General features: G+C 46.2%; 27 protein-coding genes. 19 read left to right on the top strand and 8 right to left on the bottom strand.

Going from position 1 to position 25,454, the window contains the following annotated elements; translation table 11 throughout:
• The first annotated feature begins 2 nt into the window (after positions 1-2).
• From phoR to KCV09_RS12510, 3 genes are all read left to right on the top strand, one after another.
• A complete protein-coding gene (gene phoR, locus KCV09_RS12520; RefSeq protein WP_004933769.1) occupies positions 3-1,361 on the top strand; it encodes a phosphate regulon sensor histidine kinase PhoR in 1,359 nt (452 codons plus the stop codon).
• 153 nt (positions 1,362-1,514) lie between these two features.
• Positions 1,515-2,609, top strand: a complete 1,095-nt coding sequence (gene zapE / locus KCV09_RS12515; RefSeq protein WP_151746038.1) for a cell division protein ZapE — start codon at positions 1,515-1,517, stop codon at positions 2,607-2,609.
• An 86-nt stretch (positions 2,610-2,695) separates the two neighbouring features.
• Positions 2,696-3,454 (top strand): sulfite exporter TauE/SafE family protein, encoded by a 759-nt coding sequence (locus KCV09_RS12510; RefSeq protein WP_151815477.1) that lies wholly within the window; start codon positions 2,696-2,698, stop codon positions 3,452-3,454.
• Between the two features lie 53 nt (positions 3,455-3,507).
• On the opposite strand, the gene asd is transcribed toward KCV09_RS12510, so the two are convergent.
• The 3 genes from asd to pncB form a co-directional block, all read right to left on the bottom strand.
• Positions 3,508-4,359 (bottom strand): archaetidylserine decarboxylase, encoded by an 852-nt coding sequence (gene asd / locus KCV09_RS12505; RefSeq protein ID WP_151815478.1) that lies wholly within the window; start codon positions 4,357-4,359, stop codon positions 3,508-3,510.
• Positions 4,356-5,204: a sulfurtransferase gene (locus KCV09_RS12500; RefSeq protein ID WP_048765248.1), complete on the bottom strand. Its 849-nt coding sequence runs from the start codon at positions 5,202-5,204 to the stop codon at positions 4,356-4,358. The genes asd and KCV09_RS12500 overlap by 4 nt, the downstream gene beginning before the upstream one ends.
• A gap of 107 nt (positions 5,205-5,311) precedes the next feature.
• Positions 5,312-6,523 (bottom strand): nicotinate phosphoribosyltransferase, encoded by a 1,212-nt coding sequence (gene pncB, locus KCV09_RS12495; RefSeq protein ID WP_151815479.1) that lies wholly within the window; start codon positions 6,521-6,523, stop codon positions 5,312-5,314.
• 162 nt (positions 6,524-6,685) lie between these two features.
• Here pncB and dtd point away from each other — a divergent pair, with 162 nt between their 5' ends.
• Positions 6,686-7,123: a D-aminoacyl-tRNA deacylase gene (gene dtd, locus KCV09_RS12490; protein ID WP_004944700.1), complete on the top strand. Its 438-nt coding sequence runs from the start codon at positions 6,686-6,688 to the stop codon at positions 7,121-7,123.
• Between the two features lie 61 nt (positions 7,124-7,184).
• On the opposite strand, the gene KCV09_RS12485 is transcribed toward dtd, so the two are convergent.
• The 3 genes from KCV09_RS12485 to serB form a co-directional block, all read right to left on the bottom strand.
• Complete coding sequence (locus KCV09_RS12485) at positions 7,185-7,670, bottom strand: hypothetical protein (protein WP_004933745.1); 486 nt, start codon at positions 7,668-7,670, stop codon at positions 7,185-7,187.
• 157 nt (positions 7,671-7,827) lie between these two features.
• Positions 7,828-8,163, bottom strand: a complete 336-nt coding sequence (gene aciT / locus KCV09_RS12480) for a ciprofloxacin tolerance protein AciT (protein ID WP_004933743.1) — start codon at positions 8,161-8,163, stop codon at positions 7,828-7,830.
• Between the two features lie 420 nt (positions 8,164-8,583).
• Complete coding sequence (gene serB, locus KCV09_RS12475) at positions 8,584-9,804, bottom strand: phosphoserine phosphatase SerB (RefSeq protein ID WP_004933741.1); 1,221 nt, start codon at positions 9,802-9,804, stop codon at positions 8,584-8,586.
• A 59-nt stretch (positions 9,805-9,863) separates the two neighbouring features.
• On the opposite strand from serB, the gene KCV09_RS12470 reads away from it, so the two are divergent.
• The 13 genes from KCV09_RS12470 to KCV09_RS12410 all read left to right on the top strand — a co-directional run bounded on the left by KCV09_RS12470 (position 9,864) and on the right by KCV09_RS12410 (position 21,899).
• The gene (locus KCV09_RS12470; protein ID WP_171063718.1) at positions 9,864-11,177 is read left to right on the top strand and encodes a hypothetical protein; all 1,314 of its coding nucleotides are present in this window, start codon (positions 9,864-9,866) and stop codon (positions 11,175-11,177) included.
• 295 nt (positions 11,178-11,472) lie between these two features.
• Positions 11,473-12,594 carry a bifunctional 3,4-dihydroxy-2-butanone-4-phosphate synthase/GTP cyclohydrolase II gene (gene ribBA / locus KCV09_RS12465; protein WP_004944690.1) on the top strand — a complete coding sequence of 374 codons (1,122 nt, stop codon included), beginning with the start codon at positions 11,473-11,475 and terminating at the stop codon, positions 12,592-12,594.
• Between the two features lie 11 nt (positions 12,595-12,605).
• A complete protein-coding gene (gene ribH / locus KCV09_RS12460; RefSeq protein WP_212515227.1) occupies positions 12,606-13,076 on the top strand; it encodes a 6,7-dimethyl-8-ribityllumazine synthase in 471 nt (156 codons plus the stop codon).
• A gap of 3 nt (positions 13,077-13,079) precedes the next feature.
• The gene (gene nusB, locus KCV09_RS12455) at positions 13,080-13,529 is read left to right on the top strand and encodes a transcription antitermination factor NusB (RefSeq protein ID WP_004933735.1); all 450 of its coding nucleotides are present in this window, start codon (positions 13,080-13,082) and stop codon (positions 13,527-13,529) included.
• Positions 13,530-13,543: 14 nt separating this feature from the next.
• Complete coding sequence (gene thiL / locus KCV09_RS12450) at positions 13,544-14,461, top strand: thiamine-phosphate kinase (RefSeq protein ID WP_212515226.1); 918 nt, start codon at positions 13,544-13,546, stop codon at positions 14,459-14,461.
• Positions 14,439-14,954 (top strand): phosphatidylglycerophosphatase A family protein, encoded by a 516-nt coding sequence (locus tag KCV09_RS12445; RefSeq protein WP_004944685.1) that lies wholly within the window; start codon positions 14,439-14,441, stop codon positions 14,952-14,954. The genes thiL and KCV09_RS12445 overlap by 23 nt, the downstream gene beginning before the upstream one ends.
• A gap of 19 nt (positions 14,955-14,973) precedes the next feature.
• Positions 14,974-16,338: a bifunctional UDP-N-acetylglucosamine diphosphorylase/glucosamine-1-phosphate N-acetyltransferase GlmU gene (gene glmU / locus KCV09_RS12440; protein ID WP_004944682.1), complete on the top strand. Its 1,365-nt coding sequence runs from the start codon at positions 14,974-14,976 to the stop codon at positions 16,336-16,338.
• Between the two features lie 12 nt (positions 16,339-16,350).
• Complete coding sequence (gene glmS / locus KCV09_RS12435; RefSeq protein ID WP_151815482.1) at positions 16,351-18,189, top strand: glutamine--fructose-6-phosphate transaminase (isomerizing); 1,839 nt, start codon at positions 16,351-16,353, stop codon at positions 18,187-18,189.
• A gap of 334 nt (positions 18,190-18,523) precedes the next feature.
• The gene (fahA, locus tag KCV09_RS12430) at positions 18,524-19,843 is read left to right on the top strand and encodes a fumarylacetoacetase (RefSeq protein WP_212515225.1); all 1,320 of its coding nucleotides are present in this window, start codon (positions 18,524-18,526) and stop codon (positions 19,841-19,843) included.
• Positions 19,830-20,468, top strand: a complete 639-nt coding sequence (gene maiA / locus KCV09_RS12425) for a maleylacetoacetate isomerase (protein WP_088458640.1) — start codon at positions 19,830-19,832, stop codon at positions 20,466-20,468. The genes fahA and maiA overlap by 14 nt, the downstream gene beginning before the upstream one ends.
• Positions 20,469-20,483: 15 nt before the next feature.
• A complete protein-coding gene (locus KCV09_RS12420) occupies positions 20,484-21,035 on the top strand; it encodes a VOC family protein (protein WP_004933698.1) in 552 nt (183 codons plus the stop codon).
• A 106-nt stretch (positions 21,036-21,141) separates the two neighbouring features.
• Complete coding sequence (locus KCV09_RS12415) at positions 21,142-21,429, top strand: GNAT family N-acetyltransferase (RefSeq protein ID WP_004933696.1); 288 nt, start codon at positions 21,142-21,144, stop codon at positions 21,427-21,429.
• A gap of 2 nt (positions 21,430-21,431) precedes the next feature.
• The gene (locus tag KCV09_RS12410) at positions 21,432-21,899 is read left to right on the top strand and encodes a DUF523 domain-containing protein (protein ID WP_025094601.1); all 468 of its coding nucleotides are present in this window, start codon (positions 21,432-21,434) and stop codon (positions 21,897-21,899) included.
• Here KCV09_RS12410 and KCV09_RS12405 read toward each other — a convergent pair.
• Together KCV09_RS12405 and pncA are read right to left on the bottom strand one after the other, a co-directional pair.
• Positions 21,896-22,855 carry a bile acid:sodium symporter family protein gene (locus KCV09_RS12405; RefSeq protein WP_212515224.1) on the bottom strand — a complete coding sequence of 320 codons (960 nt, stop codon included), beginning with the start codon at positions 22,853-22,855 and terminating at the stop codon, positions 21,896-21,898. The two genes, KCV09_RS12410 and KCV09_RS12405, sit on opposite strands and share 4 nt — an antisense overlap.
• Before the next feature lie 50 nt (positions 22,856-22,905).
• Positions 22,906-23,535 carry a bifunctional nicotinamidase/pyrazinamidase gene (gene pncA, locus KCV09_RS12400; RefSeq protein ID WP_212515223.1) on the bottom strand — a complete coding sequence of 210 codons (630 nt, stop codon included), beginning with the start codon at positions 23,533-23,535 and terminating at the stop codon, positions 22,906-22,908.
• Between the two features lie 387 nt (positions 23,536-23,922).
• Between pncA and dapA the strand changes: the two genes are divergently transcribed.
• Together dapA and KCV09_RS12390 are read left to right on the top strand one after the other, a co-directional pair.
• Entirely contained in the window at positions 23,923-24,819 is an 897-nt protein-coding gene (dapA, locus tag KCV09_RS12395; protein WP_119025534.1) for a 4-hydroxy-tetrahydrodipicolinate synthase, read from the top strand.
• A gap of 9 nt (positions 24,820-24,828) precedes the next feature.
• Entirely contained in the window at positions 24,829-25,434 is a 606-nt protein-coding gene (locus KCV09_RS12390; protein WP_004933685.1) for a hypothetical protein, read from the top strand.
• Positions 25,435-25,454 lie beyond the last annotated feature (20 nt).

The raw sequence follows: 25,454 nt of genomic DNA, 5'->3' as shown, positions 1-25,454 counted from the left end.
CTATGTACGAACCGTATCCTGTCCCCGAACTGGCGCGTGAGCATAAACGCTTTCGTTACAGTAGCTTATGGGCATTTGCCAAACAGGATTTACGCCTACTGGCCTTTCTTCTGGTGATTGCCGCCTGTATTGGTCTGGGTTTGGGCTACTTTTGGGCCGGTATTTTTATTGCCTTTCTGATTTTTTTTGGCTTGCAGCTTCGGTCGTTGTACATTGTTAATGAATGGATCTCGAATCGTCCCTACGATACCCCGCCCAATTTAAACGGTATCTGGGGCGCATTGTTATTCAATGTATATCGGGCACAGCGTCAAGAGCGGATTGTACAGGCCGAAATGGTCGGACTGATTGACCGTGCGCAATCGTCATTGATTGCACTCAATGAAGCCGTGGTGCTAATTGATGACCTGCACCAGATTGAATGGTGTAACCCAGCGGCAGAAGGTTTACTGGGCATCAAGATTCTCGATCGCGGTCACAATATTTTAAGTATTTTACGCCAGCCCAAATTTATTGAATATTTTAATCATATTGATCAGGCGCCCGACGGCATCAAAATCAAATCGTCGTTGTTTGACGATCAGTATGTACAGATCAAATTGACCCGTTTTGGCGAGCAAAGTCGTTTGCTGGTGGCCTACGATGTCACCCGAATTCACAATCTTGAGCAGATGCGTAAAGATTTTGTCGACAATATTTCGCATGAATTACGTACGCCTCTGACCGTTTTGAGCGGCTATATCGAAACGTTCACCGATCAGGAAGATTTAAATCCACGCTGGAAACGCGCTTTCGATCAAATGCAATCACAAACCAAACGCATGAATGCACTGGTGAATGATCTGCTGTTACTTTCGAATCTGGAAAATAATAAAACCATTGCCAAAAATCAGATCATTGAAATGCCAAGTCTGATGAATCAGCTTTTTGACGACGCCCAAGCCTACAATGTTGACTACGGACATACCCTAAATCTGGATATCGACAGCCACTGTGATCTGATTGGCTCCGATATGGAAATTGCCAGCGCCTTTAGTAATCTGATCACCAATGCCATCAAGTACACGCCCAAGGGCGGAATTATTACCATTGGTTGGCACGACGATGGCGAACACGGCTACTTTACCGTACAAGACAACGGCATTGGTATAGATCCCAAACACTTGCCGCGTTTGACCGAACGTTTTTACCGTGTCGACAGCGCCCGCAGCCGTGCCACAGGCGGAACGGGTCTTGGGCTGGCCATCGTTAAACATGTGCTGATGCAGCACGGCGCTTATCTCGATGTCGTATCTAAAGAAAATGAAGGTTCGACGTTTAAGGCCATTTTCCCCAAAGAACGTTTGTACCAGATGATGTAAACACACCCTCTGCTCTGTATTGCTGGGCAGCACAACATGCTGATTCCATCTGTTAAAACCGCCATAATCTGCGTATAGTGGCGGTTATTGTTTTTATAATCATAACAAATCTTGATCAAGCCCCCTTCAAGATGGGCTATACGAGCAATCGACATGACACAGTACACCGGCCAGAGCCCAAAACAGTACTATCAGGCTCTGATTCAGCAGCAAGCCATTTTGGCTGATCCTTCGCAGCAGGCGGCAATTGAACAATTAAATGAGATCTGGGAGAAACTGGAACGCCCCAAAGCATTTTTTATACAGCGCCCTATTCGTGGGCTTTATATGTGGGGCAGCGTTGGCAGCGGTAAAACATGGCTGATGGATATTTTTTACCAGTCCTTAAGCTATAAAAAGAAAGTCCGCATCCATTTTCATCATTTTCTAAAAAACATTCATCAGCAGCTGGTGCATTACCGCGGCACGCGTGATCCACTTCAGCACATTGCCAATGACCTGATTAAAAAATATAAACTGATTTGCTTCGATGAGTTTTTTGTCAGTAATGTCACTGATGCGATGATCTTGTCCAATCTGTTTAACTTACTGTTTGCCAAGCGCGTGATTTTAGTGGCAACGTCAAATATCGATCCAGATAATTTGTACAAGCATGGCTTACATCGAGAGCGTTTCTTACCGACCATCCGCCATATTCATACGCATTGCCACATTCTCAAGATTGGCAATGCCCTCGATTATCGCGTGGTAAAAGGCCACCATGTTCTGGATCAGTTTTTCTATTCGCCCCTCGATGCAACGGCCGATGCATGGTTAAGCAGTATTTATCGGCATCTGACCCAGCACAATGCACATCCCACGCTGATTCAAATCAATCATCGCGATTTAGAGGCACTTGGCGTACATGAGCGCGTGGCGTGGTTCAGCTTTGATCGGCTATGCCGCGATGCACGTAGTCCGGCAGATTTTATCGAGCTGTGTCGTCGCTATGACCATGTGCTGATTAGCAATATCACCGAGTTAACGGACGCCATTTACGATGCAGTGCGACGCTTTATTTATCTGATTGATGAGTTGTATGAGCAAAAAGTAGTGCTGTATTTGACTGCTGAGCAGCCGATTGAACAGCTCTACACAGGTGAAAAGCTCAAATTCGAATTTCAGCGCACCTTTTCGCGCTTACAAGAAATGCAAAGTCGTGACTATCACGAGGCACGTATAGCCGTCACGCATAAAGAGATTCATTAAAACCATAAGCTGCTGCGTAGAGGTCTTGCTTGCCACATCTCGATCTCGCGCAGTCGATGATTCACACAATAAAAACGGAGTTTAGCGTGGCTTTTATCGATTTTTCCATCGTTCAGATCAGTGTCATGCTCATGGCTGTTCTGTGTTCGTATATTATTTTTGGCATGATTGGCTTTGGAACGGCGCTGATTGCCAGCCCAGTTCTCCTCCAGTTTTTACCATTGGCCGAGATTATTCCCTTACTGGCACTTCTAGATTTATGTGCTGCCCTATCGAATCTCATCAGAGATGGTAAAAAAGCCGATATGATCGAGCTTAAACGGCTGATTCCGCTGATGTGTGTGGGTAGTCTAATCGGATTTTTATTGCTGCTTAAAATTAAACCTGAAACGTCTTTATTGGCTTTTGCGGTATTTATTTTACTTTATGCGCTTTATGCATTAAGTGGAATTCAACCTGAGCGTCGCTTTGACTCCAAACATGTTGTTCCTTTTGGATTCGGCGGTGGGTTATTGGGTGCCATGTTTGGCAGTGGCGGATTTATGTATTCGATTTATTTAAATGGTCGCTTACAAGACCCACAAAAAATCCGTATCACACAAACCACACTCATTGGCTGTAGTACGCTGCTACGCGTCATCCTATTTGCACTTGCTGGGGTGTATTTTTCGTGGCACATCTTCGCACTGATGCTGCTTTTTATACCATCAATGCTGATTGGCAGCTACGTGGGAAAACACATCACGCTTAAACTCTCTAAAGTACAATTTTTAAAAATTATTCATGTGGTGATTTTTTTCTCTGGGCTTTCAATTTTACTGAAATATGCTTTGACCCATTCATAATTTTTGACCATGTACAGCCTGTCTACTCAGGCTGTACACGACACACATATTGATTAAAGCGTGTGGCCGAGTTTCTCACCCATAACCACCACCGAGTTGGCTTTAAACTGGCTTTCCCAAGCCATTTTGTCTTTTTCAAACAAAACAATCGCGGTAGAACCCAAGTAAAAACGACCCAGCTCATCGCCTTTTTCAAGCACCACATCATGATGGTTCAGCTCAAGGCGTCCAGTCGGTTTCACCTTGCCTGTGACCACGGTTTCAATTCCAGCCACAATCATCGCGCCCACCAGCACAACGGCCATACGGCCCAGCTCGGTATCAAACAGGCACACCATACGCTCGTTACGTGCAAACAGACCCGGAATATTTTCGGCTGTCACCTGATTCACCGAAAACAGCTCACCCGGAATATACAAGGTTTCAGTTAAACGGCCTGTTAGCGGCATATGCACACGATGATAATCGCGTGGCGATAGATACACCGTTGCAAATTGCCCGTGTTTAAATGGCTGCGCCAGTTGCGGATCGCCAATCAGTTTTTCAACCGAAAAAGACTGTCCTTTGGCCTGAAACACCTCACCATCATCGATACTACCGATTTGTGAAATAGCACCATCGGCAGGCGACACAATACTGTCTTGGGCATTGTCGATCACACGGACGCCATCTTTTAAGGCACGGGTAAAAAATTCGTTAAAAGATTTGTACTTTAGGGCATCGGCCTGTTGTGCAATCGATAAATCAATGCCGTATTTACTTTTGAACGCCTGAATGACCGCGGTTTTGACCAGCAGATTTTCGCTCTCGGCAAGCTTACCCACCACGCGACTTAACTGATGCTGTGGCACAAGCGATTGTGCTTTTATAAATAAATCTTTTTTTAATCGTGTCGTTAAGCTCAAAATGGCTGTTCTCCAGTAATCACAGGACTATCGAGGCGATTGCCCCATTCACTCCATGCCCCGTCGTAAGCACGCACCGGCCAATCAAGCAAACGTGCCAAAATATACGCCAATCCCGAACGATGGTGGGACTGACAATACACAATAACAGGCTGGTCAAGACGAAAGCCGAGCTGTTGCAATCGGTGCTGAGTGCGTTCAAATGGATGCAATTTTAGATGATTTTCGCGGTTTAGGGCAGTACTCCATTCAAAATGAAGTGCGCCGGGCATATGTCCACCGCGTCGGGCAGCCAGTCTTAATCCGGTATATTCGTCATGTGTGCGGCAATCCCAAAGCTGTACCGATTGACTGTCAATCAAGGTGCGCAGCTCATCATACTGGATTTGATATTGGGCAGCATGTGAAGTATCGACTGGGTATAAATGACTGACGGGTTCAACCGTATCCACCTCGGACGTGGTGGGTAATCCGGCGCCAAGCCACGCATGAATCCCGCCATTAAGCAAACTGGTTTGGGTAAATCCGAGGCAGTGTAAGGTCCAGATCAGTCGTCCTGCCCATGCACCACCTTCGTCGTCGTAGACCACTACATGATGTGAGGGTGAAAGATTCAAATGGCGAATCAGGGCTTCAAGTTGAGCCTGATCGGGTAAGAGTCCCGTAGCGAGTTCTTCCTGACGAACCAGTTGTGCCGGACGAAGCGCGTAAGCATGTGCCAAATGCAATTGTTCATACACCGAGCTTCGGCTTAAATCGACAATACGCAACTGCGGATGATCCAGATACGCCAGCAGTTCGTCGGGCTCTATCAATAAACCCAAATTGATTTCAGGTACGGCCATTTCGTTTTAATCACATTCTCTAGGTTTGCCATGCCTCATCTTAGCATAGGCTTTTTTCAGGTCTTTCTGTTTTTCATGCATCTTTAGCAGAAAAGGTGCAATCACTTTTACACCAGTACCACATCTTCAATGTCAAATACCTGACGTAAATAGGCCAAGAACGTGTCGTTATCGGTCATGGTTTTGCCCGGACTGTCTGAAATTTTCGCCACAGACTGTCCATTGCACTCGACCAGCTTTAATACAATATTAAGTGGCGTTTGCCCCATATCATTGGTGAGGTTGGTGCCAATCCCAAAACTGACTTTAAAGCGGTCTTTAAAATACTGATGCAATTCCCATGCCTTTTGTAAGGTCAGGCCATCGCTGAAAGTTAGCATTTTGGTTTTGGTATCAATTTTTAATTGTCGATAATGTGCATAGGCCTTGTCGCCCCATTCATACGGGTCGCCACTATCGTGACGCAACCCATCAAACAGCTTGGCAAAGTACAGATCGAAATCGCGCAAGAACGCATCCATCCCCACCACATCGGTCAGAGCAATACCCAAATCGCCACGATATTCTTGTACCCATGCCTCTAGGGCCGCTTTTTGAAAATTGCGTAATCTTACGTCAAGTGCCTGAAAGGCCTGCAAAAATTCATGTGCCATGGTACCAATTGGCGTAATATTTAATTCTTTGGCCAGCAATACATTGCTGGTACCCCGAAACACATGTGGTGAGCTACGATGAAACGACTCGACCACGTGCCTTTGCCATTCTAGACTGTAGCGACGACGGGTACCAAAATCGGACACCAGAAATGGCGGTTCGTCGTTTGCGTGCTGCGCTTCATACTGCTTGAGTAATTCAAGTTTGGCTTGCAGGCGTCGTTCGCCCTCTTCAAGCACAGCCTCAGTGCGAATACGCCGGAAATACAGTTCATTGACAATCGCCAGTACAAAAATCTCAAACATCATGGCCTGAATCATCGGGCCTTCAACACTAATGTCCAAACGGCCTTTGGCATCGATACTGGCACGAATAAAACGGCGTTTGAGCTGAAACAGCTCTAAATAATCGACAAAGTCGCTTTTAATAAATCGAAAGGAACGCAAATATTGCAGTTCATCATCTTTGAACTTGAGCGCACATAAGTGATCGAGTTGTTCATTCAGATCATCCAGAATATCCGTCAGTGGATAAACCGTTTGATCCAGATTACGGCAGCGAAACTGGTACACACTGTGCGTCTGGGGGAATTGATGTAGCACCACCTGCAACATGGTAAATTTATAAAGATCGGTATCGAGTAATGAATGAATGATTGGAGACATAGACAACAAACATGCAGGTTAGCTTTATGCATTAAACCACATTTTTTTGGCAAGAATCACCTTGATTTGTATAAGACCTTTGTCCTGTCAGCACTGTGGCAATGTGCTGACTTTTGCTGTATTTCTGATAGTATTTTGCACATTTCGTTTTTGAGATCTGTCATGCGCGCACTACTACAACGCGTCCTTGAAGCCCACGTGGTGGTCGATGGACATACCACAGGAGCGATCCAGCATGGACTTCTGGTTTTTTTAGGTCTAGGTAAAGACGATGACCTCGACAAAGGTAAAAAACTGATCGATAAGATTTTAAAGTACCGGATTTTCGATGATGAAAACGGCAAAATGGGCTGGAATATCGATCAGGCACAGGGTGGCTTACTGCTGGTGTCACAGTTTACCTTAATGGCTCAGACCCAAAAAGGCTTGCGTCCCGATTTCGGGCCAGCGATGCCACCGCAAGATGCCAAAGTACTCTATGAACAATTGGTGGAGTATGCCAAATCGCAATTTGCTCACGTTGAAACCGGAATATTTGCAGCCGATATGAAAGTGCATCTGATCAACGATGGCCCAGTGACGTTTCAGCTCGAGATTTAAAACTGACCTTAAAAAAACAGGCGCCCGATACCGTGCGCCTGCTGTACACATCTCTTCTGACTTAGAACGATTTGCCGGTTTTTTCTTTTAAAAACTGGCGAGCTTGCTTGATCTTGAGCTTCACTGGCTTTGGTAGCTTTGGTGGAATCAGTTTTGCTGCCTGATTAAACCAGACCAACAGACTAAAATCGCCTTCCATTTTGATCGTGCCATTTTGCATCCCCGTCATAAACGCGGTTGGATCACCTTTGATCAAGGTTTTAACGCCCTGCTCACTGTCGGCAAATTGCAAAATAAAATCTGCTTTTTCTGCACTGCCCGCGGCTGTCTCGATTTGACCGTGATTGACGATGATTTGGCGCGCAAAACCCAAATCGGTGCCAATCTGAATACGAAAGGCACGGTCATGTGTGAGTTCAATAAATTTCGGGCAGGTACGTGCCAACTGCTTCATACGTAAAGCCAAACCCATGACCAGTAAGTCAAGCGGATCGGTACTTAAGTCGACCAGAGGTAACTTCACGACAGGTAGAGAAGAAAGTTTCATGACATTTAAGCCTATTTGTATTCTTATCAAAAAATGAACTGGGTCATCCTAGCACAAATGTATCGGCAGCTATACTGTGTTTCGTTCATAAAAGATGATAAAAAAAGTAAAAAAGGCACAGCCGGACTGCACCTGATTTATGACTGGATCACACCGTTTAGCGGCTCGAATATTGCTGCTGATCGTCCTCATAGACAGGGGTGTGTTCGATATACTGACGATTTGCCAAGGCTTTTTGTGCGCGCTTGTCTTCTCGCAGTAGAATGATGGTGACCGTGACCATCGACAGGCTTAATGCCGCAAGATAACTGTAGGTGACCGGCAGTTCAAATACGGTCTGTACCCCAAAACGTACAACCTCGATCAAGCCCCAAAAAAACATACCTGCAAACATGAAACCGAGCCAATGACGGTACGGCGAAAAGAATACAACAGCTAGTGCAAGCACGATCATCCCGACACCAAGCAGTGTGGCGAAGCTGGCTGTTACCATACTAAACCTCCGTCTAAGATTAAGTTTCTGCATCCCGAGCAGAACATCAAGTTAAGTCCCTTCACGCATTCAACATCGTGCATTCAACAACGCATCTGTTTTTGTCTGTAGCTGCATTATGGAGGGTTTTTTTTAGAAAAAAAGAGTCAAAATGGCTTGTGACGACACACCCTGTCGCAACATTATTTTGTCATTACACATTTTCAACCATCAAAAAAAGCGCCGTTCTAGAGCTGATCGTTGTTGGCGTGTCATTACAACGCCATATCCTCAAAAAGCTGTGTTTTTTAATTTTTTTTTGCGCGATACGTTTCAAAATTTATCAATCGACGTATTGGGCTAAAGGGCTGGATTGGATGGGAATTTCATATAAAAAACGCCGCTCATCGAGCAGCGTTCAAAGCCTGAAAATCGAGCCTTTTAGGCACGTGTCAGATCCTTGTCATGTACCCCAAGTAAATACAGTACACCGTCCAAACCTACACTCGAAATGGCCTGATTGGCATTTTGACGCACCAATGGCTTGGCACGAAATGCCACACCCAATCCGGCAATCGACAGCATTGGCAGATCGTTCGCGCCATCACCAACTGCAATGGCCTGTTCAAGTGAAATGCCCATTCGCTGTGCCAGATCACGCAACAGTTCGGCTTTACGGGCGCCATCAACAATGGCACCTTTGACCTCACCAGTCACCACACCTGCCTCAACATCTAAAATATTGGCATGTACTTCGTCTATACCGAGTTTATCTTGTAGATATTCGGCAAAATATTGAAAACCACCCGATAAAATCGCGGTGCGGTAGCCCAATGCTTTTAAAGTCGAAATCAGACGCTCTGCCCCTTCGGTAATGGTCAGGCGTTCAGCAATACGCGGCAGTACCGAGGCATCCAAACCTTTAAGCAAGGCCACACGTGCACGGAAGCTTTGCTGGAAATCCAGCTCGCCCTGCATGGCACGCTCGGTAATTTCAGCCACCTGCTCGCCAACACCTGCTTCACATGCCAGTTCGTCAATCACTTCTTGCTCAATCAGGGTCGAATCCATATCGAAACAGACCAAACGACGATTACGGCGATAGGCGTTGTCTTCTTGAACTGCCACATCGATATTGAGTTCACCAGAAAGACTTAAACATGCCGCACGCATGGCCTGAGCATCGAGCATTTGCCCACTTAAACCAAACTGTACACAGGCACGTTGCGGTGCATCTTGCTGCGAACCCAGTGCTGGGCGGCCCGACAAACGGGTCACTGTTTCAATATTGAAGCCCTGATCGGAGACAATTTTGGTAACAGCTTGTAAATGTGAAGCGGTCAATTCTGGCGCCAATGCAGTCACGATATAGCGTGTACGGCCACCTTCGCTGACCCACTGATCGTATTCTGCACTTGAGATGGGTTTAAAGCGCACAGTCAGTCCAATATCATGTGCTAGAATCAAAATTTCCTTCATCGCTAGTGCTGTAGCGGTTTCGTCATCGGATGCAACCACGATGCCCAAGGTGAGCTGATTATGAATAACGGCCTGGCCGACATCTAGAATATGTAAGGAATGAACGGACAATACCTGCATTAATCGGGTGAACTGATTAGGTTGGTCGGGTCCCAAAAAAGAGATAAGAATGATTTCTCGCATGAATTGACTCGGGTTTGAGCTACAACTATTGTAAGAATCATAATCGAAATTGAATCTATTTGCCTTGGAAGTTTACGTTGAATGCACCTCGACAAGGGCTATTTGCTAGCCTATTAATCGTAAGTTTTGCTTTGCATACCTTTTTAATGGTGATTGCAACCACCCATCAACTCAATGAGAACCGTGCGAGTCAGGGGCAACTGATGACCAGTCAACTGGTCACCGACAGTCTGACCGAGCTGGAACCGGCCAATACGGTATCTTTGGCATTGATTGCCAACCGTTATGCCACCAACCCAAGCGTGGCCTCAATCCGTATTCTGGATGCCAACAAGCAGGTACTGGCCACCAGTGGTATGGAAAAAACTCGCCAAGGCGAAGTGTTTGTACGGGATGCACTGCAAAACGAAAAGAAAGTCGGCACCATTGAAATCACGCTGATTAAACCCAGCATTGGTGAAATCTTAAGAACCCAGTGGTTGACCATTTTGGCCATGTTTGTGATTCACTTGCTCCTCTGGCTGGCATATCGCGCCATTGCTCGACCAAGCCGCAGTGAATATTTGGCACGCATCAACAGTGAAACTCGCTTAAAGCATGAAATCCAGCAATTGATTCAGGCGCTTGAAACAGAAAAGCAAAATACCATCACCTTGGTGGCACAGGCCAAACAGCAGGCGCAGCAAAAAGCCATTCAGATTCCAGACGTGGTATTGCCTGAGCACACGCAAGGCGATCAGGCGGTGGCACTGAATATTCAGTTTTACGATCCGAAACAATTACTCAATAGCGTCAACCAGTCTGTTTCGGTGCCCTACTTCAAGCTCTGCCAGATCTTTTTACAAAAAAGCATTGAGCTGAGCTGCAAGCATTACCATGTGAATCCAAACGAGATTCAGGTGGTCAATGAATTTCAGCAGCAGGGCGCCAACTTGATCATGAGTAAGCCAACTACACAAGGTACACTGTGTTTACTCATGACAGGTGCCGTGTTCCAGTTGCTTTCTGACGTACTGTACAAGCGTTATCGTGAAGACAAACGTTTTGCCCTGCAAACCCGTTTTGCCGTCTCGACTGCCGTTGAGGCCATGCAACTTAATCCACTCGAGGCAGCGCAGCGCCTGACTGGCTATTTGCATGCCAAAGAATCTGCATTGCACCTCAATCACCATCAGCTTAAAGTAGTGGGTGAGGCCTTCCAGTTGGTTGCCATGCCGAATCCAAGTAATGTGATGACCCGTCATGCCTTTATGATGAACGGTATGAACAATGACTGCGCCGAGACTGCACAGCGTATTCGCACCGAGATTCTGATGGGAAAAAAGGCGCGCGCATCGATTGATGCCTCTTTAGACCATACCTCAAAAATCTAAGTCCGCTTTCACATCACCAAAACCCGCGCTGGCGGGTTTTTTTGTTTTTTATGGGTTGAATTATCAGAAAATGCGAAAAGTTCATTCTTTTTATGACTAAAACGTTGATTATTTCGTGGACAGAATGCTTTAATTTCGATCCATTTAGGCTTTTCAAGTGACTTCGGTTCTGTGTATAAAGAGATGCCAGAAAGTAAATGCATGCAGCATAGGCAAATTCGGTGAAAACACGCTAAACTATGCTGCAAATTGTGAAAGATAATCGTCTTCGGACACAGTGAGAAGGGAAAGGCTTATGCCACTAAGTGATGTGGAAGCGCTTGTCGAAGATATCCGTGCAGGCAAAATGGTCATTCTAATTGATGATGAAGACCGTGAAAATGAAGGTGATCTTGTCATTGCTGCGACGCATGTACGTCCGCAAGACATCAACTTTATGATCACGCACGCGCGTGGACTGGTCTGCCTGACCCTAAGCCGCGAACGCTGCCAGCAGTTAAACCTGCCGCTCATGGTCGACCAGAACGGCGCACAGCACAGCACGAACTTTACCTTGTCGATCGAAGCCGCAGAAGGCATCACCACCGGTATTTCGGCAGCAGAACGTGCCCACACCATTCGCACTGCCGTGGCTGCGCATGCCAAACCAAGCGATATTGTACAACCGGGTCATATCTTTCCTTTAATGGCACAACCAGGCGGTGTTCTTCACCGTGCCGGTCATACTGAAGCAGGCTGTGATCTGGCTCGTCTAGCCGGGCTTGAACCTGCATCGGTGATTTGCGAAATCATCAACGAAGACGGCACCATGGCACGTCGCCCCGATTTAGAAGTCTTTGCAGAAAAGCATGGTTTAAAGATTGGAACCATTGCCGATCTCATTCATTACCGTATGACCAATGAACAGACGGTCGAGCGCTTGAGCCAGCAAACTATCGAAACTGAATACGGTCACTTTGAGCTCTTCCGCTACCGTGAAGTTGGAAATCCGGATATCCATCTGGCACTGGTCAAAGGTGAACCGCGTGAAGGCGTTACCACCGTGCGTGTTCATGGCTTTAACCCGACCCGCGACTTGCTCAAACTCAATAAGCAAGGCGGTGAGCCGGCGTGGAATCTGGATCGTGCTTTAAGCACCATTGCTGCCGCAGAGCGTGGCGTATTGGTCTGGATTGGACAGGATCATTTACAAGATTTGGGCCCTGCCCTTGAAAGCTTGACCAAACCGAAACCGTTAAAATCAAATGCTGCGCTGTCACAGCAATATCAAACGATTGGGGTCGGTGCACAAATTTTACGTGATTTGGGCGTGGAAAAAATGAATCTGCTCAGTTCACCTTTACGTTTTAACGCACTGTCTGGCTTTAACTTGGAAGTGGTGAAATACATCACCGCAGATCAAACTCTAGAAAACTAATCGAGGTTGTTATGGCAATTCGCCGTATTGAAGGTTTATTACATCTCGCGAGCGAAGGCCGTTACGCGATTTTAGTGGGTCGTTTTAACAGTTTTGTCGTTGAGCATTTACTCGAAGGTGCAATTGACACCTTGAAACGTCATGGCGTTAGCGAGGATAATATCACTGTTGCTTACGCACCAGGTGCTTGGGAATTGCCAATCGTTGCTAAAAAAATGGCTGATTCTAACAAATTTGATGCCATTATTGCTTTGGGCGCAGTCATTCGTGGAAGTACTCCACATTTCGACTTCGTTGCAGGCGAATGTGCCAAAGGCCTTGGTGTGGTTGCACTTGAAAGTAGTCTTCCGGTTATCAATGGTGTATTGACAACTGACAGTATCGAACAGGCAATTGAACGTTCGGGTACAAAAGCAGGTAATAAAGGTTCTGAAGCAGCCTTAACTGCAATTGAAATGGTTAATCTGTTAAAGGCAATCTAAAGCATGTCGCAAACACTCCAAGCCGCTTATGCAGCGAAACGTAAAGCACGTCGTTTTGCTGTACAAGGCATTTATGAATGGCAAATGAGCCACAACCCTGTGCATGAAATTGAAGCACGTACCCGTGTCGAAAATGCGATGCACAAGGTCGATCTCAGCTACTATCATGAATTGCTCACGCAAGTGGTTGCACAACATGAAACATTGGATACGTTACTTGTTCCGGTACTAGACCGTGAACTCAGTGCCCTGGATGGCGTCGAATTGGCAACCTTACGTTTAGGTGCATATGAACTTCGAGACCATCTCGAGATCCCGTATCGTGTTGTTCTGGACGAAGCGATTGAGCTGGCCAAACATTTTGGTGGTGCCGATAGCCACAAATACATCAATGGTGTTCTTGATCGTTTGGCTTCTCGACTTCGTGAAGCTGAAAAACAACAAGCCAACTAAGGCGTGTTGCGTGCATGGCTGAGTTTTCTGTAATTGACCAATATTTTTCCCGTTCGGCCTTACATGGCGATGAACTCGGTGTTGGTGACGACTCAGCCCTGCTTACGCCGCCACATGGCCAGCAACTGGTCATTTGTACAGATACCCTGATTGCGGGTCGGCATTTTCCACTTAGCACCTCTGCCCATGCCATTGGCTGGAAAAGTGTTGCAGTTAATTTGTCTGATATTGCTGCAATGGGAGCTAAACCACACAGTATTTTGCTGGCACTTAGCCTTCCTAAAGTCGATCATGACTGGTTAAGTGAGTTTAGTCGTGGCCTATATCAATGCTGTGATCAATTTGGGGTACACCTGATTGGTGGTGATACCACACAGAGCCCGCACCTCACCATTACGGTGACGGCGCTTGGTTATGTCGATCTGCAGCAAGCCGTATGCCGATCTGGCGCACAGGTGGGTGACTATGTGGTGGTCAGTGGTCAAGTGGGTGACGCTGCCTATGGTCTGGCACATTTAGGCTCTGCCTTGCAGCAGCGACTGGATTATCCAACACCACGCTGCGAACTCGGACAACGCCTGAAAGGGCTTGCATCAAGCATGATTGATGTGTCCGACGGTTTGGCCCAAGATCTGGGGCATATTTTAAAAGCATCTCATGTTGGGGCGCAGCTCGATCTTGAGCAGCTACCGCTCGACCCTGCACTCGAAGCGCTTGAAAATACAGCCAAGTGGCAGTTTGCACTTGCAGGGGGCGACGACTATGAGCTGTGTTTTACCATTTCACCTGAACATTTTGAACAACTTCAACAGTATTCTCTCGATACCAAAATCACAAAAATTGGTCAGATTACCGCACAACAACAATTGACCTATCATTATCAAGGACAGGACTACCCGCTTCAACTGCATGGATACCAACACTTTGCCTAAACCTTCAATCGACTTCAAACGCATGTCTTGGTTCAATCGCTGCATCGTATTTTGTGGTGTTGGCTTTGGTTCAGGCTTGGCGCCCAAAGCACCCGGCACTTTTGGCTCGGCCTTTGCCTTACTGTTCATTCCGTTTTGGGTCTGGATCGGTTTTTATCCAAGTGTGGCTCTGATTGCACTGATGAGTGTAATCGGGATTTTTTTCTGTGGGAAAACCGCAGAACTGATGGGTGTACACGATGATGGCCGGATTGTCTGGGACGAATTTGCAGGACAATCGATTACCGTATTGCCTTTAATCTATTTTAATGTAATGGATGTAAAATGGGCCCTCATCAGTTTTGCCCTATTCCGGCTGTTCGATGTGTGGAAGCCGTGGCCCATTCGAGTGATTGATCGACAGGTGCATGGCGGATTTGGCATTATGCTTGATGATCTGATTGCAGGGCTCTGGGCTGCACTGTGTATTTTGATATATTTATCACTGGTCTAAACCGTTAAGTAGGTTATTCATGACAACGACCGTTATTATTCTTGCTGCGGGCAAAGGAACGCGTATGCGCTCTAGCCTTCCTAAAGTATTACAGCCTTTGGCGGGCCGTCCTTTGCTCGGACACGTCATTCAAACGGCAAAACAACTGCATGCACAAAATATTATTACCATCTATGGACACGGTGGTGAACACGTTCAGCAACAATTTCAGCAAGAAAATATTCAGTGGGTTGAGCAAGCCGAACAACTGGGCACAGGTCATGCGGTTCAGATGACGTTACCCGTGTTACCACAAGAAGGCATGTCACTGATTTTGTATGGCGATGTGCCGTTGGTGCGCCAAGAAACTCTCGATCAGCTCCTTGCCGTATCAAGTGCGACAGGCATTGGCATGATCACGCTCAATGTGGACAATCCGACCGGATATGGACGCATCATTCGTGACAACGACAAGATTCAGGCGATTGTGGAACATAAAGATGCCACTGAGCAACAGCGTCAGATTCAGGAAATCAATACCGGCATCTATTGCGTCAGTAATCAGAAACTGCACGCATGGTTACCAAAGCTATCGAATAACAACGCCCAAGGTGAATACTATCTCACCGATATTGTGGCCATGGCCGTTGCCGACGGTTTGGAAATTGCATCAATTCAGCCCGAACTGGCCTATGAAGTAGAAGGCGTCAATGACCGTCTACAACTGGCAGCGCTCGAGCGCGAATTTCAATTGCAACAAGCCAAAAGCCTGATGCAGCAGGGTCTCACCTTGAGTGATCCGGCTCGTTTTGATGTACGTGGTACGCTCAAAATCGGACAAGATGTCAAAATCGATATCAATGTGATTATTGAAGGTGACTGTGAACTGGGCGATTTTGTCGAAATTGGCGCAGGTTGCGTATTAAAAAATACCCGTATTGCTGCTGGCACAAAAGTGCAACCTTACAGCGTGTTTGAAAATGCGGTTGTGGGTGAAAATACCCTGATCGGACCATTTGCGCGCTTGCGTCCAGGTGCAGAGCTGGCCAACGACGTACACATCGGCAACTTCGTTGAAGTGAAAAATACCCGTATCGGCGTCGGCTCAAAAGCCAACCATTTTACCTATCTGGGCGATGCCGAAGTTGGTGCCGGTTCGAATATTGGTGCAGGGACCATTACCTGCAATTATGATGGTGCGAATAAATTTAAAACCGTGATTGGCGATGCTGCATTTATTGGCTCCAACAGTTCACTGGTTGCACCTGTGCATATTGGTAATGGTGCGACCGTGGGTGCAGGTTCGGTGATTACCCGTGATGTGAGCGACAATGCACTGGCATTTGAACGCGCGCAACAAATTGAAAAAGCAAATTATCAACGTCCGCAAAAGTTGAAAAAATAAGAGGTATTAGGCATGTGTGGTATCGTCGGAGGCGTTGCAGAACGCAACATTAGTGAGATTTTAATTGAAGGTCTCAAACGCCTTGAATACCGCGGATACGACTCTGCGGGCGTTGCATTGGTGAGTCCATCGCATATTCTGCGCGAGCGCCGTGTAGGAAAAGTGGCCAATTTGGCCGAGGCCGTTGCACAGAGCAAATTAAGCGGCTCTTTAGGTATTGCACATACACGCTGGGCCACGCATGGTAAACCGACCGAACACAATGCACATCCGCATATTTCGGGTGATGTGGCTGTGGTGCACAACGGTATTATTGAAAACTATCAAGAGCTTAAAGACGACCTAGAGGCGCTAGGCTATGTCTTTACCTCACAAACCGACACCGAAGTCGTGGCGCATCTGGTACATCACGCGCTTAAAGAGCAGACCAGTTTGCTCGATGCGGTTCGTAGCGTAGTGCCAGAGCTTAAAGGCGCTTATGCGCTCGGTATTGTGCATAAGGATCATCCAGATGAGTTGATCACCGTACGCGAAGGTTCGCCTTTGGTGATTGGTGTGGGGATTGGTGAAAACTTTATCAGTTCAGATCAGTTGGCGCTTTTACCTGTGACCAATCGCTTTGTGTATTTGGAAGAAGGTGATATTGCCCGTCTAACTCGTGACAGCATTGAAATTTATGCACATGGCGAAAAAATCGAGCGTCCGGTTAAGGAGCTTGATGCTGCGGTCAGTAATGCATCGAAAGGCGAATACAAGCACTACATGCTCAAAGAGATTTATGAGCAGCCTGAAGCCATTCAACAAACCATTTCACAAGCCTTAAATGGCAATGCATTGCGTGATGATTTCTTGAACTTGGCCGAAGTGGATTTTAAACAGATCCAAAACGTACAGATTATTGCCTGCGGTACCAGTTACCACGCTGGTATGATTGCCAAGTACTGGTTTGAGCAATTGATTAATGTGCCGTGTCAGGTGGAGATTGCTAGCGAGTTTCGTTATCGCTCACCAGTGATTGTGGCGAATACTTTGTATATCTGTATTTCTCAGTCTGGTGAAACTGCCGACACCTTGGCAGCACTACGTGACACACAAAAGCGTGCCAAAGCCAAAGATATTCAGATCTCGACTCTGACCATTTGTAACGTGGCCACGTCATCGATGGTACGCGAAACAGATCATCATTTGCTAACCCTCGCAGGCCCAGAAATTGGCGTGGCATCGACCAAAGCCTTTACCACTCAGCTTGCAGCATTGATGCTGCTCATTTTGAAAATTGGTCAGGTGAAGCAGCAAATTGCCACTGAACAAATTTCAGAGATTGCATCGCAATTGTGGCATTGTCCAAAAGTCATGCTCGATACTTTGCAACACAATACGGAAATTTTACGTTTATCTGAACTGTTTGTTGAGAAGCAGCACTGCTTGTTCTTGGGCCGTGGTACACATTATCCGATTGCCCTTGAAGGTGCATTAAAACTGAAAGAAATTTCGTATATTCATGCCGAAGGCTATGCCGCGGGTGAATTAAAACATGGTCCGTTGGCCTTGGTCGATAACGAGATGCCTGTGGTCATTTTGGCGCCGCAAGACGATATGCTCGATAAACTAAAATCGAATATGGAAGAAGTTCAGGCACGTGGCGGTGAACTGTTTGTGTTTGCCGATGAAAACAGCGGTATTCGCGACAAAGACCGTCAGCATGTGGTTTTAATTCCAGATGTGAATGCTTGGCTGGCACCGATTGTGTACAGTATTCCGGTACAGTTACTGTCGTATCATGTGGCGGTATTGCGTGGTACAGATGTCGATCAGCCACGTAACCTTGCAAAATCAGTTACTGTAGAATAAGAAACTGATTTTGAAAACTAATTTTGTATGAGAGTACTTTGTAAATACTACTTAATAGAGTCTCATACTGAATTACTTAAAAAATCCACACAAGCGATGCTCTAGAAAAGCATCGCTGTGTGGATTTTTTTATGTTTGTGAAATAAGCCGCTAAATTTAGATTCTATTTGGCATCAACAATTCAACCTGCATCTATTGCAGGTTTTTTTATCTATTTAAATTTTTATCTATCAATATAATTACATTATTCATAAATAAATTTCGTATTGCGTAATTATAAAAAATCCGTATGATAAAAGATAAAGAGATTACTGATATGCCAAGGAATGCTGACATGAGCGCGCATTTATCTTCATTTATCGAGGTTTCCCCGACTTCGGATTTTCCTATTCAGAATTTGCCTTACGGAATTTTTAGCGAAACCACAACAGGTAAACGCCGTGTAGGCGTGGCACTCGGCGATTGGGTGATCGATCTGGCGACACTTGAGCGTGCAGGGCTTTTAACTCTCCAAGAGGGTGAACAGTTTTTCGACCAACCCACCTTAAATAAATTTATTGAAAGTGGTAAAGCTTATTGGCACAGCACGCGACAAACCTTGCAGCGCTTATTGTCTAAAAATGAATCGACGCTTCGCGATAACACCGCACTTCGTCAGCACGCTTTTTATCAGCAAAGCGATGTGGTGATGCATTTACCTGTACATATTCCGGGCTATACCGATTTTTATTCGTCTAAAGAACACGCCACCAATGTGGGCTGCATGTTTCGCGACCCCAAAAATGCGTTATTGCCGAACTGGTCTGAGCTACCTGTGGGCTATAACGGACGCGCCAGCTCGGTGGTGGTAAGCGGTACCAATATTGTGCGTCCATCGGGTCAAATCAAATTGCCCGATCAGGAGCGTCCTGTCTTTTCAGCCTGTCGCAAGCTGGATTTTGAACTGGAAACAGGCTTTATTGTGGGCAAGGCAACTCACCTAGGTGAACCGATTTCAATTGAAAACGCATGGGATCATATTTTTGGTGTGGTGCTGTTTAACGACTGGTCGGCGCGCGATTTGCAACAGTGGGAATATGTACCACTCGGGCCGTTCAATGCCAAAACTTTTGCCTCTTCCATCTCGCCATGGATTGTCACGCTAGAGGCACTTGAACCGTTTCGAACGCATTCGCCACAACAAGATCCACTGCCACTGGCTTATTTACAAGAAGATCTTTCGGCCAATAGTTACGACATTCATTTATCGGTAGAACTCAAATCTGCCAAGCAACAACATGCAGATGTGATTTGCAGCACCAATTTTAAATATATGTACTGGTCGATGGCACAACAACTAACCCATCACACGGTGGCAGGCTGTAATGTACAAGTGGGTGACTTAATGGGGTCAGGTACTATTTCTGGCCCGACTCCAGATTCTTATGGCTCGCTGCTTGAACTCACATGGAACAATACGCGCCCATTACAACTTTCAAACGGTGAGCAGCGCGGCTTTTTACAAGATGGCGATACGCTAATCATGAAAGGCTATTGTGAAAAAAATGGCTTACGAATTGGCTTTGGCGAAGTGACAGGCACGATCTTGCCGGCACGTCAATTCGCTTTTCAAGAAACCGAAGCACAGGAACGCACCGACTATGCAACTGTATAGCTATTTTAGAAGCTCGGCGGCGTTTCGAGTCCGCATTGCACTTGCCATTAAGGGACTGACTGCCGAAATTGTACCCGTTCATTTACTTCAAGATGGCGGTCAGCAACACTCACCTGCGTATGCACAGCTTAATCCGAGCGAGCTGGTGCCGACCTTAAAAGATCAAGAGCATGTTCTGACCCAGTCGCTGAGTATTCTTGAATATCTTGAAGAGCAATATCCAGATCCAAGACTTTTGCCCCAAGCGGCCCATTTACGTGCCCAAGTTCGTGCCTTTTGTCTCAATATTGCCTGTGATATTCATCCGCTAAATAACCTGCGGGTACTGCAATATTTAACAGGCACCCTTAAGCTCTCTGATATCGAAAAAAATCAATGGTATCAGCACTGGATCGTGACTGGCCTAAATAGCCTGGAAGCCCAATTACAGGCGACGGCAGGTAAATTTTGTTTTGGTGATCAGCTGACCATGGCAGATTGCTGTCTGATTCCACAAGTTTATAACGCCAAACGCTTTCAAATTGATTTAAGCGCCTATCCACTCATTGAAGCGGTCTATGCACAGTGTATGACCCTCCCGGCGTTTATTGAAGCGGCGCCAGAACAACAACCCGATGCTGCATAAAATAAGGACATGAGAATGACATTTAAAATCGAACAAATCCACCATGTGGCTTATCGCTGCAAAGATGCCAAAGAAACCGTCGAATGGTACAAAAAGAATCTGCATATGGATTTTATTTTGGCCTTTGCCGAAGATCATGTGCCTTCAACCAAAGCCTTCGACCCATATATGCATCTGTTTTTAGATGCGGGCAATGGCAACGTACTGGCATTTTTTGAGTTGCCACATCAACCGGATATGGGCCGAGACGAAAATACCCCGAAATGGGTACAGCATCTGGCACTGCGTGTAAAAGACGAAGCCACCTTACTTGAGGCCAAAGCACATCTGGAAAACAATGGTGTGGACGTTCTAGGCGTGACCAATCACGGAATTTTCCACTCGATTTACTTTTTCGATCCGAATGGACACCGTATCGAACTCACTTATGATGATCCGCGCTCGCCTGAAAAGATTGCAAAAATTACCGATCAGATCAAACAAGAGATGCTAGACGAGTGGACACGCACCAAACGCGCCCCACATCATACACAGTTTTTACATGCTGAAGAATTGAGCGAAATCTAATTTTGAGGAGTTATGTATACTGGCGCTATTTTTTTGATTTTTCATGCTATGTTCGAGGCGTGCCGCAATAAGCAGCCCCATAATATCGTATAAGCAGGAGAATGCTTTGGACATACAAAAAATAGAAGATGGCAAACAGGGCATGTTTCAGGCCCTAGATGACGACAAAGTCGCGGGTGAAATGCACTTTACTTGGGTAGGCGATCATAGCCTGAGTATTGACCACACCGAAGTCGAAAGTGCGTATCGAGGAAGAGGCATTGGCCGTGAGTTACTCGATGCATTGATCAACTTTGCTCGACAAGATCAAATCAAGGTCATTCCACTTTGCCCATATGCAAAATCGGTATTTGATAAACGCCCTGAATTGCAAGATGTGTTGCGAGACGCATAAATATGATTTTGGTCAGTGCCTGTTTGGCTGGTGAACCAGTACGTTACGATGCAAAAAGTTGTCCTGTTGCACTGGTTCAACGTCTGCTGGCACAAGGTCTGGCCAAAAGTATTTGTCCCGAATGCTTGGGCGGATTACCTACCCCTCGCCCTGCTGCCGAAATTCAGGGCGGTTCGGGTGAGGATGTTTTGGCTGGTCGCGCACGGGTGATAGATGCGACGGGTGAAGATGTTACAGCCGCCTTCATCGAAGGTGCCTATCAGGCACTACGCATTGTAAAGCTGCATAATGCCAGCGCAATTGTACTTAAAGAGAATAGCCCCTCATGCGGTTCACACTTTATTTATAACGGGCATTTTAATGGCCAGAAACAGGCAGGTTTAGGCGTAACTGCCGCACTGCTCAAACAGTACGGATTTGATGTTTTGTCCGAACATGAACTTGAAGATTGGTATCAACGACAACACTAATCAACAGATGTTGTATCTGGTTCGTGACGACTTTGACGCGCCCAATAAGTCGCCAGCAACGCGCCTGAGATGTTATGCCATAAGCTAAACAAGGCACTCGGTACGGCGGTCAATGGTGACGCCGCGAAATGAACTGCTGCTAATGCCACACCTAAACCTGAATTTTGCATCCCCACTTCAACCGCAATCGCCTTGCCATCGCGATGCGAGAGCTTAAATGCTCGACTGGCCCAGTAGCCAATTAAAAACCCAAGTCCGTTATGCAGTATCACCACAGATAAAATCAACGCGCCCGACTGTAAAATCGCGGCTTTACTGGCCCCAATAATTGCCGCCACAATCGCAACAATCGCCACGACTGAAATCAGCGGCATCACATCGATATATCGATTCACTTGCACTGTAAAAAAACGTCGTAGCAAGAGTCCAATCACGATGGGCACCAGAATTACCTGTAAAATCGATACAAACATCGATATGGCATCAATCTGAATCCATTGACTGGCCAACAGATAAAAAATAGCGGGTGTTAACAGCGGGGCCAGCAAGGTCGAAACACTGGTACATGCCACCGAGAGCGCAACGTTGCCTCGCGCCATATAGGTAATTACATTCGATGCCGTTCCACCCGGACAACATCCCACCAAAATCACGCCAATCGCGATCGCTGAAGGAAACTGAAATAATTGACACAGTAAAAAGGCCAGTCCCGGCATCACCACGAACTGCGCCACCACGCCAATCAATACGGCTTTAGGATGGCGCAGCATGCCTTGAAAATCGTCTAGCGACATGGTCATGCCCATGCCCAGCATAATGATCCCCAGCAACCATGGAATATAAGCTTTAAGCCACACAAATAAATCTGGCGTCCAGAGTGCCAGCGCAGCAAAGACCACCACCCAAAGGGCAAAGGTTTTTTGCACAAATGCCGTAAAACGAAGTAAAGCTGTCATCAAGAGATAAAACCTTTAAAAACCAAAAATGAAAAGCATGCTTGCTGAACCTAGTTCAATAACTCACGCGATGAAATGCGTTTCACCCCTGCTTTTAACATATCTTGCCACGCATGCTGTAAAGAGCCATTCATGTCGATGGCTTTACAGGCATCAACCACCACGTAGCTATCAAACCCAGCCGCGCAGGCATCTATGGCAGTCCATGCCACACAAAAATCGGTCGCAATACCCACAATATAGACAGTATCGATACCACGCGCATTTAAATATGCCGCCAGACCAGTTGTGGTCTTACGATCTGCTTCCATAAAAGCGGAGTAACTGTCGATATCGCGGTGAACGCCTTTTCGTAAAATTAACTGTGCCGAAGGCAAATCAAGTGCGGGATGCAACTCGGCATCATGCGTCCCTTGAACGCAATGGCTCGGCCACAGAATCTGATCGCCATAAGGCAGTTGAATGTGCTGGTATGGCTGTTTACCTGCATGATTTTGGGCAAAGGAAATATGATCTTCGGGATGCCAATCCTGCGTGATGACAATCGTATCAAAACAAGCACCCAACTGATTAATACACGGAATAATCTGATCGGCATCTGCAACCGCGAGGTGCCCACCGGGCGTAAATCCATTTTGTACATCGACCACAATTAAAGCAACGTGATTGGGTTGTTTCATTTTTCTCTCCATGGAAATTCATGCCCACCGTCGCAGAGCGCTTCAGCAGTCTTTCTTATATGAGGAATCGATCATATTTTAAATATTTCACAGCATAGCAACTCATACGCCGCTGACAAGTCATGTTAAAAAATTCAATGATTCAATGCGTCGCACTGATTATGTGACAGATCGGCCACACCATCCTTTTGAGACTTTGTATTGTGTCAAAGTTTTTACATGCTTTGATCAAAGGATATTGTTCTTATCTCTCTGATCAGTCATAATTTGCATAATAGTCATCCAGCCTACTTGTTTAGGCCGTGACTTACACTCAAAATACTGCAGACCGTCCACTTTTCGTATTTACTATTTCATCCGGATGGAACAATAGGATATTTTTTTAAAATGACTCAGCAAGCACCGACCATTCAAGGTTCAATCGTCGCAATCGTCACCCCTATGTATAAAGATGGCAGTGTAGATTGGAAGGGTCTTGAGAAGCTCGTTGAGTGGCATATCCAACAAGGTACAAACAGTATTGTCGCCGTCGGCACCACTGGCGAAGCGTCAACACTTAGCATGGAAGAACACACAACCGTTATTAAAGAAATTATTCGTGTGGCGAACAAACGTATTCCAATTATTGCAGGTACTGGTGCAAATTCCACTCATGAAGCCATTGAATTGACAAAAGCCGCAAAAGAGCTTGGCGCAGATGCCGCACTTTTGGTGACGCCATATTATAATAAACCAACACAAGAAGGCCTTTATCAGCATTATAAAGCCATTGCAGAAGCCGTAAATATTCCACAAATTCTATACAACGTTCCGGGCCGTACTGGCGTGGATATGTCGAACGAGACGGCAATCCGTCTGTCCGAGATTCCAAATATTATCGGCATTAAGGATGCAACTGGTGACGTGCCACGTGGCAAAGCATTGATCGACGGTTTAAAGGGCAATATGGCGGTGTATTCGGGTGATGACGAAACCGCATGGGAATTGATTACGCTTGGCGCCAAAGGCAATATTTCGGTCACTGCCAATATTATTCCTAAAGCAATGAGTGAGTTATGTGCAACTGCTTTGCAAGGTGAGTCGGAGCAGGCAAAATCGCTCAATGAGCAAGTTGCAAATGTACACAATATTCTGTTTTGCGAATCGAACCCAATTCCTGTGAAATGGGCGCTACATGAGATGGGCTTAATCGAAACCGGAATTCGTCTTCCTTTGACTCCTCTCGCCGAACAATATCGCGAACCTCTCCGTCATCAGCTAAAAGCTGCGGGAATTATTCAATAAGAGCAAATTATGATGCAGTTACGTCTTGGGTTTACCTTCGCAATCGCCAGTATCGCTTTGGCCGGTTGTAACAGCTTGAGTTTAAATAATCATTCTTTGGACTATAAAAAGGCATCTAATGTTGCTCCGCTTGAATTGCCTGCCAATGCAACCATGCGCCCGTTTACACCGCTGTATCCGGCGCCGATTGTTGATGATCTGGCAATTCAGCATGCACCAAATTTTGAAAATAAACGCGGTAACCGCTATGCAGCGCCTCGTCCGGAACAGGTACAAGCGCAACCTGCAACTGCATCTAATACCAGCATGAGCATGAGTCGTCCGCGTTTGGTGACCGATGGAAACAAAAATCCGTTATTGCAAATTGATGGTCCATCAGAAGCGGTATGGCAATACACCATGGCGACGCTCAGCAGCATGAACTACACCGTGATTGCACAAGACAAAAATGCGTATCAAGCCACCATTAAAGTGGGTGAGCAAGTTTTTGTCCTCAGATTAACTGCCGTTGGTACAAGTAACAATCTGGCACTGTTTACGCCAAGTAACAGCTTTGCCGATACTGCGACTGCCAACCAAGTGTTAAACCAGATTAACCAAAACTGGCCAGCCTAGACTTTCTAGGCGATTTTTTT

The sequence above is a fragment of the Acinetobacter soli genome, from assembly GCF_018139125.1.
Taxonomy (GTDB): Bacteria; Pseudomonadota; Gammaproteobacteria; order Pseudomonadales; family Moraxellaceae; genus Acinetobacter; species Acinetobacter soli.
Note: the sequence above shows the minus strand (reverse complement) of the source record. Positions and strands in the feature narration are given on the sequence as shown.

Bases quoted from the DNA above. Each gene is read 5' to 3' on its own strand.
- pncA (WP_212515223.1), bottom strand. From the start codon at position 23,535: ATGAAACAACCCAATCACGTTGCTTTAATTGTGGTCGATGTACAAAAT.
- glmS (WP_151815482.1), top strand. From the start codon at position 16,351: ATGTGTGGTATCGTCGGAGGCGTTGCAGAACGCAACATTAGTGAGATT.
- KCV09_RS12390 (WP_004933685.1), top strand. From the start codon at position 24,829: ATGATGCAGTTACGTCTTGGGTTTACCTTCGCAATCGCCAGTATCGCT.
- pncB (WP_151815479.1), bottom strand. From the start codon at position 6,523: ATGTCTCCAATCATTCATTCATTACTCGATACCGATCTTTATAAATTT.
- maiA (WP_088458640.1), top strand. From the start codon at position 19,830: ATGCAACTGTATAGCTATTTTAGAAGCTCGGCGGCGTTTCGAGTCCGC.
- fahA (WP_212515225.1), top strand. From the start codon at position 18,524: ATGAGCGCGCATTTATCTTCATTTATCGAGGTTTCCCCGACTTCGGAT.
- phoR (WP_004933769.1), top strand. From the start codon at position 3: ATGTACGAACCGTATCCTGTCCCCGAACTGGCGCGTGAGCATAAACGC.
- KCV09_RS12445 (WP_004944685.1), top strand. From the start codon at position 14,439: ATGGATACCAACACTTTGCCTAAACCTTCAATCGACTTCAAACGCATG.
- ribH (WP_212515227.1), top strand. From the start codon at position 12,606: ATGGCAATTCGCCGTATTGAAGGTTTATTACATCTCGCGAGCGAAGGC.
- thiL (WP_212515226.1), top strand. From the start codon at position 13,544: ATGGCTGAGTTTTCTGTAATTGACCAATATTTTTCCCGTTCGGCCTTA.
- KCV09_RS12405 (WP_212515224.1), bottom strand. From the start codon at position 22,855: ATGACAGCTTTACTTCGTTTTACGGCATTTGTGCAAAAAACCTTTGCC.
- aciT (WP_004933743.1), bottom strand. From the start codon at position 8,163: ATGGTAACAGCCAGCTTCGCCACACTGCTTGGTGTCGGGATGATCGTG.
- zapE (WP_151746038.1), top strand. From the start codon at position 1,515: ATGACACAGTACACCGGCCAGAGCCCAAAACAGTACTATCAGGCTCTG.
- nusB (WP_004933735.1), top strand. From the start codon at position 13,080: ATGTCGCAAACACTCCAAGCCGCTTATGCAGCGAAACGTAAAGCACGT.
- dapA (WP_119025534.1), top strand. From the start codon at position 23,923: ATGACTCAGCAAGCACCGACCATTCAAGGTTCAATCGTCGCAATCGTC.
- KCV09_RS12500 (WP_048765248.1), bottom strand. From the start codon at position 5,204: ATGGCCGTACCTGAAATCAATTTGGGTTTATTGATAGAGCCCGACGAA.
- glmU (WP_004944682.1), top strand. From the start codon at position 14,974: ATGACAACGACCGTTATTATTCTTGCTGCGGGCAAAGGAACGCGTATG.
- KCV09_RS12420 (WP_004933698.1), top strand. From the start codon at position 20,484: ATGACATTTAAAATCGAACAAATCCACCATGTGGCTTATCGCTGCAAA.
- KCV09_RS12410 (WP_025094601.1), top strand. From the start codon at position 21,432: ATGATTTTGGTCAGTGCCTGTTTGGCTGGTGAACCAGTACGTTACGAT.
- ribBA (WP_004944690.1), top strand. From the start codon at position 11,473: ATGCCACTAAGTGATGTGGAAGCGCTTGTCGAAGATATCCGTGCAGGC.
- serB (WP_004933741.1), bottom strand. From the start codon at position 9,804: ATGCGAGAAATCATTCTTATCTCTTTTTTGGGACCCGACCAACCTAAT.
- KCV09_RS12485 (WP_004933745.1), bottom strand. From the start codon at position 7,670: ATGAAACTTTCTTCTCTACCTGTCGTGAAGTTACCTCTGGTCGACTTA.
- dtd (WP_004944700.1), top strand. From the start codon at position 6,686: ATGCGCGCACTACTACAACGCGTCCTTGAAGCCCACGTGGTGGTCGAT.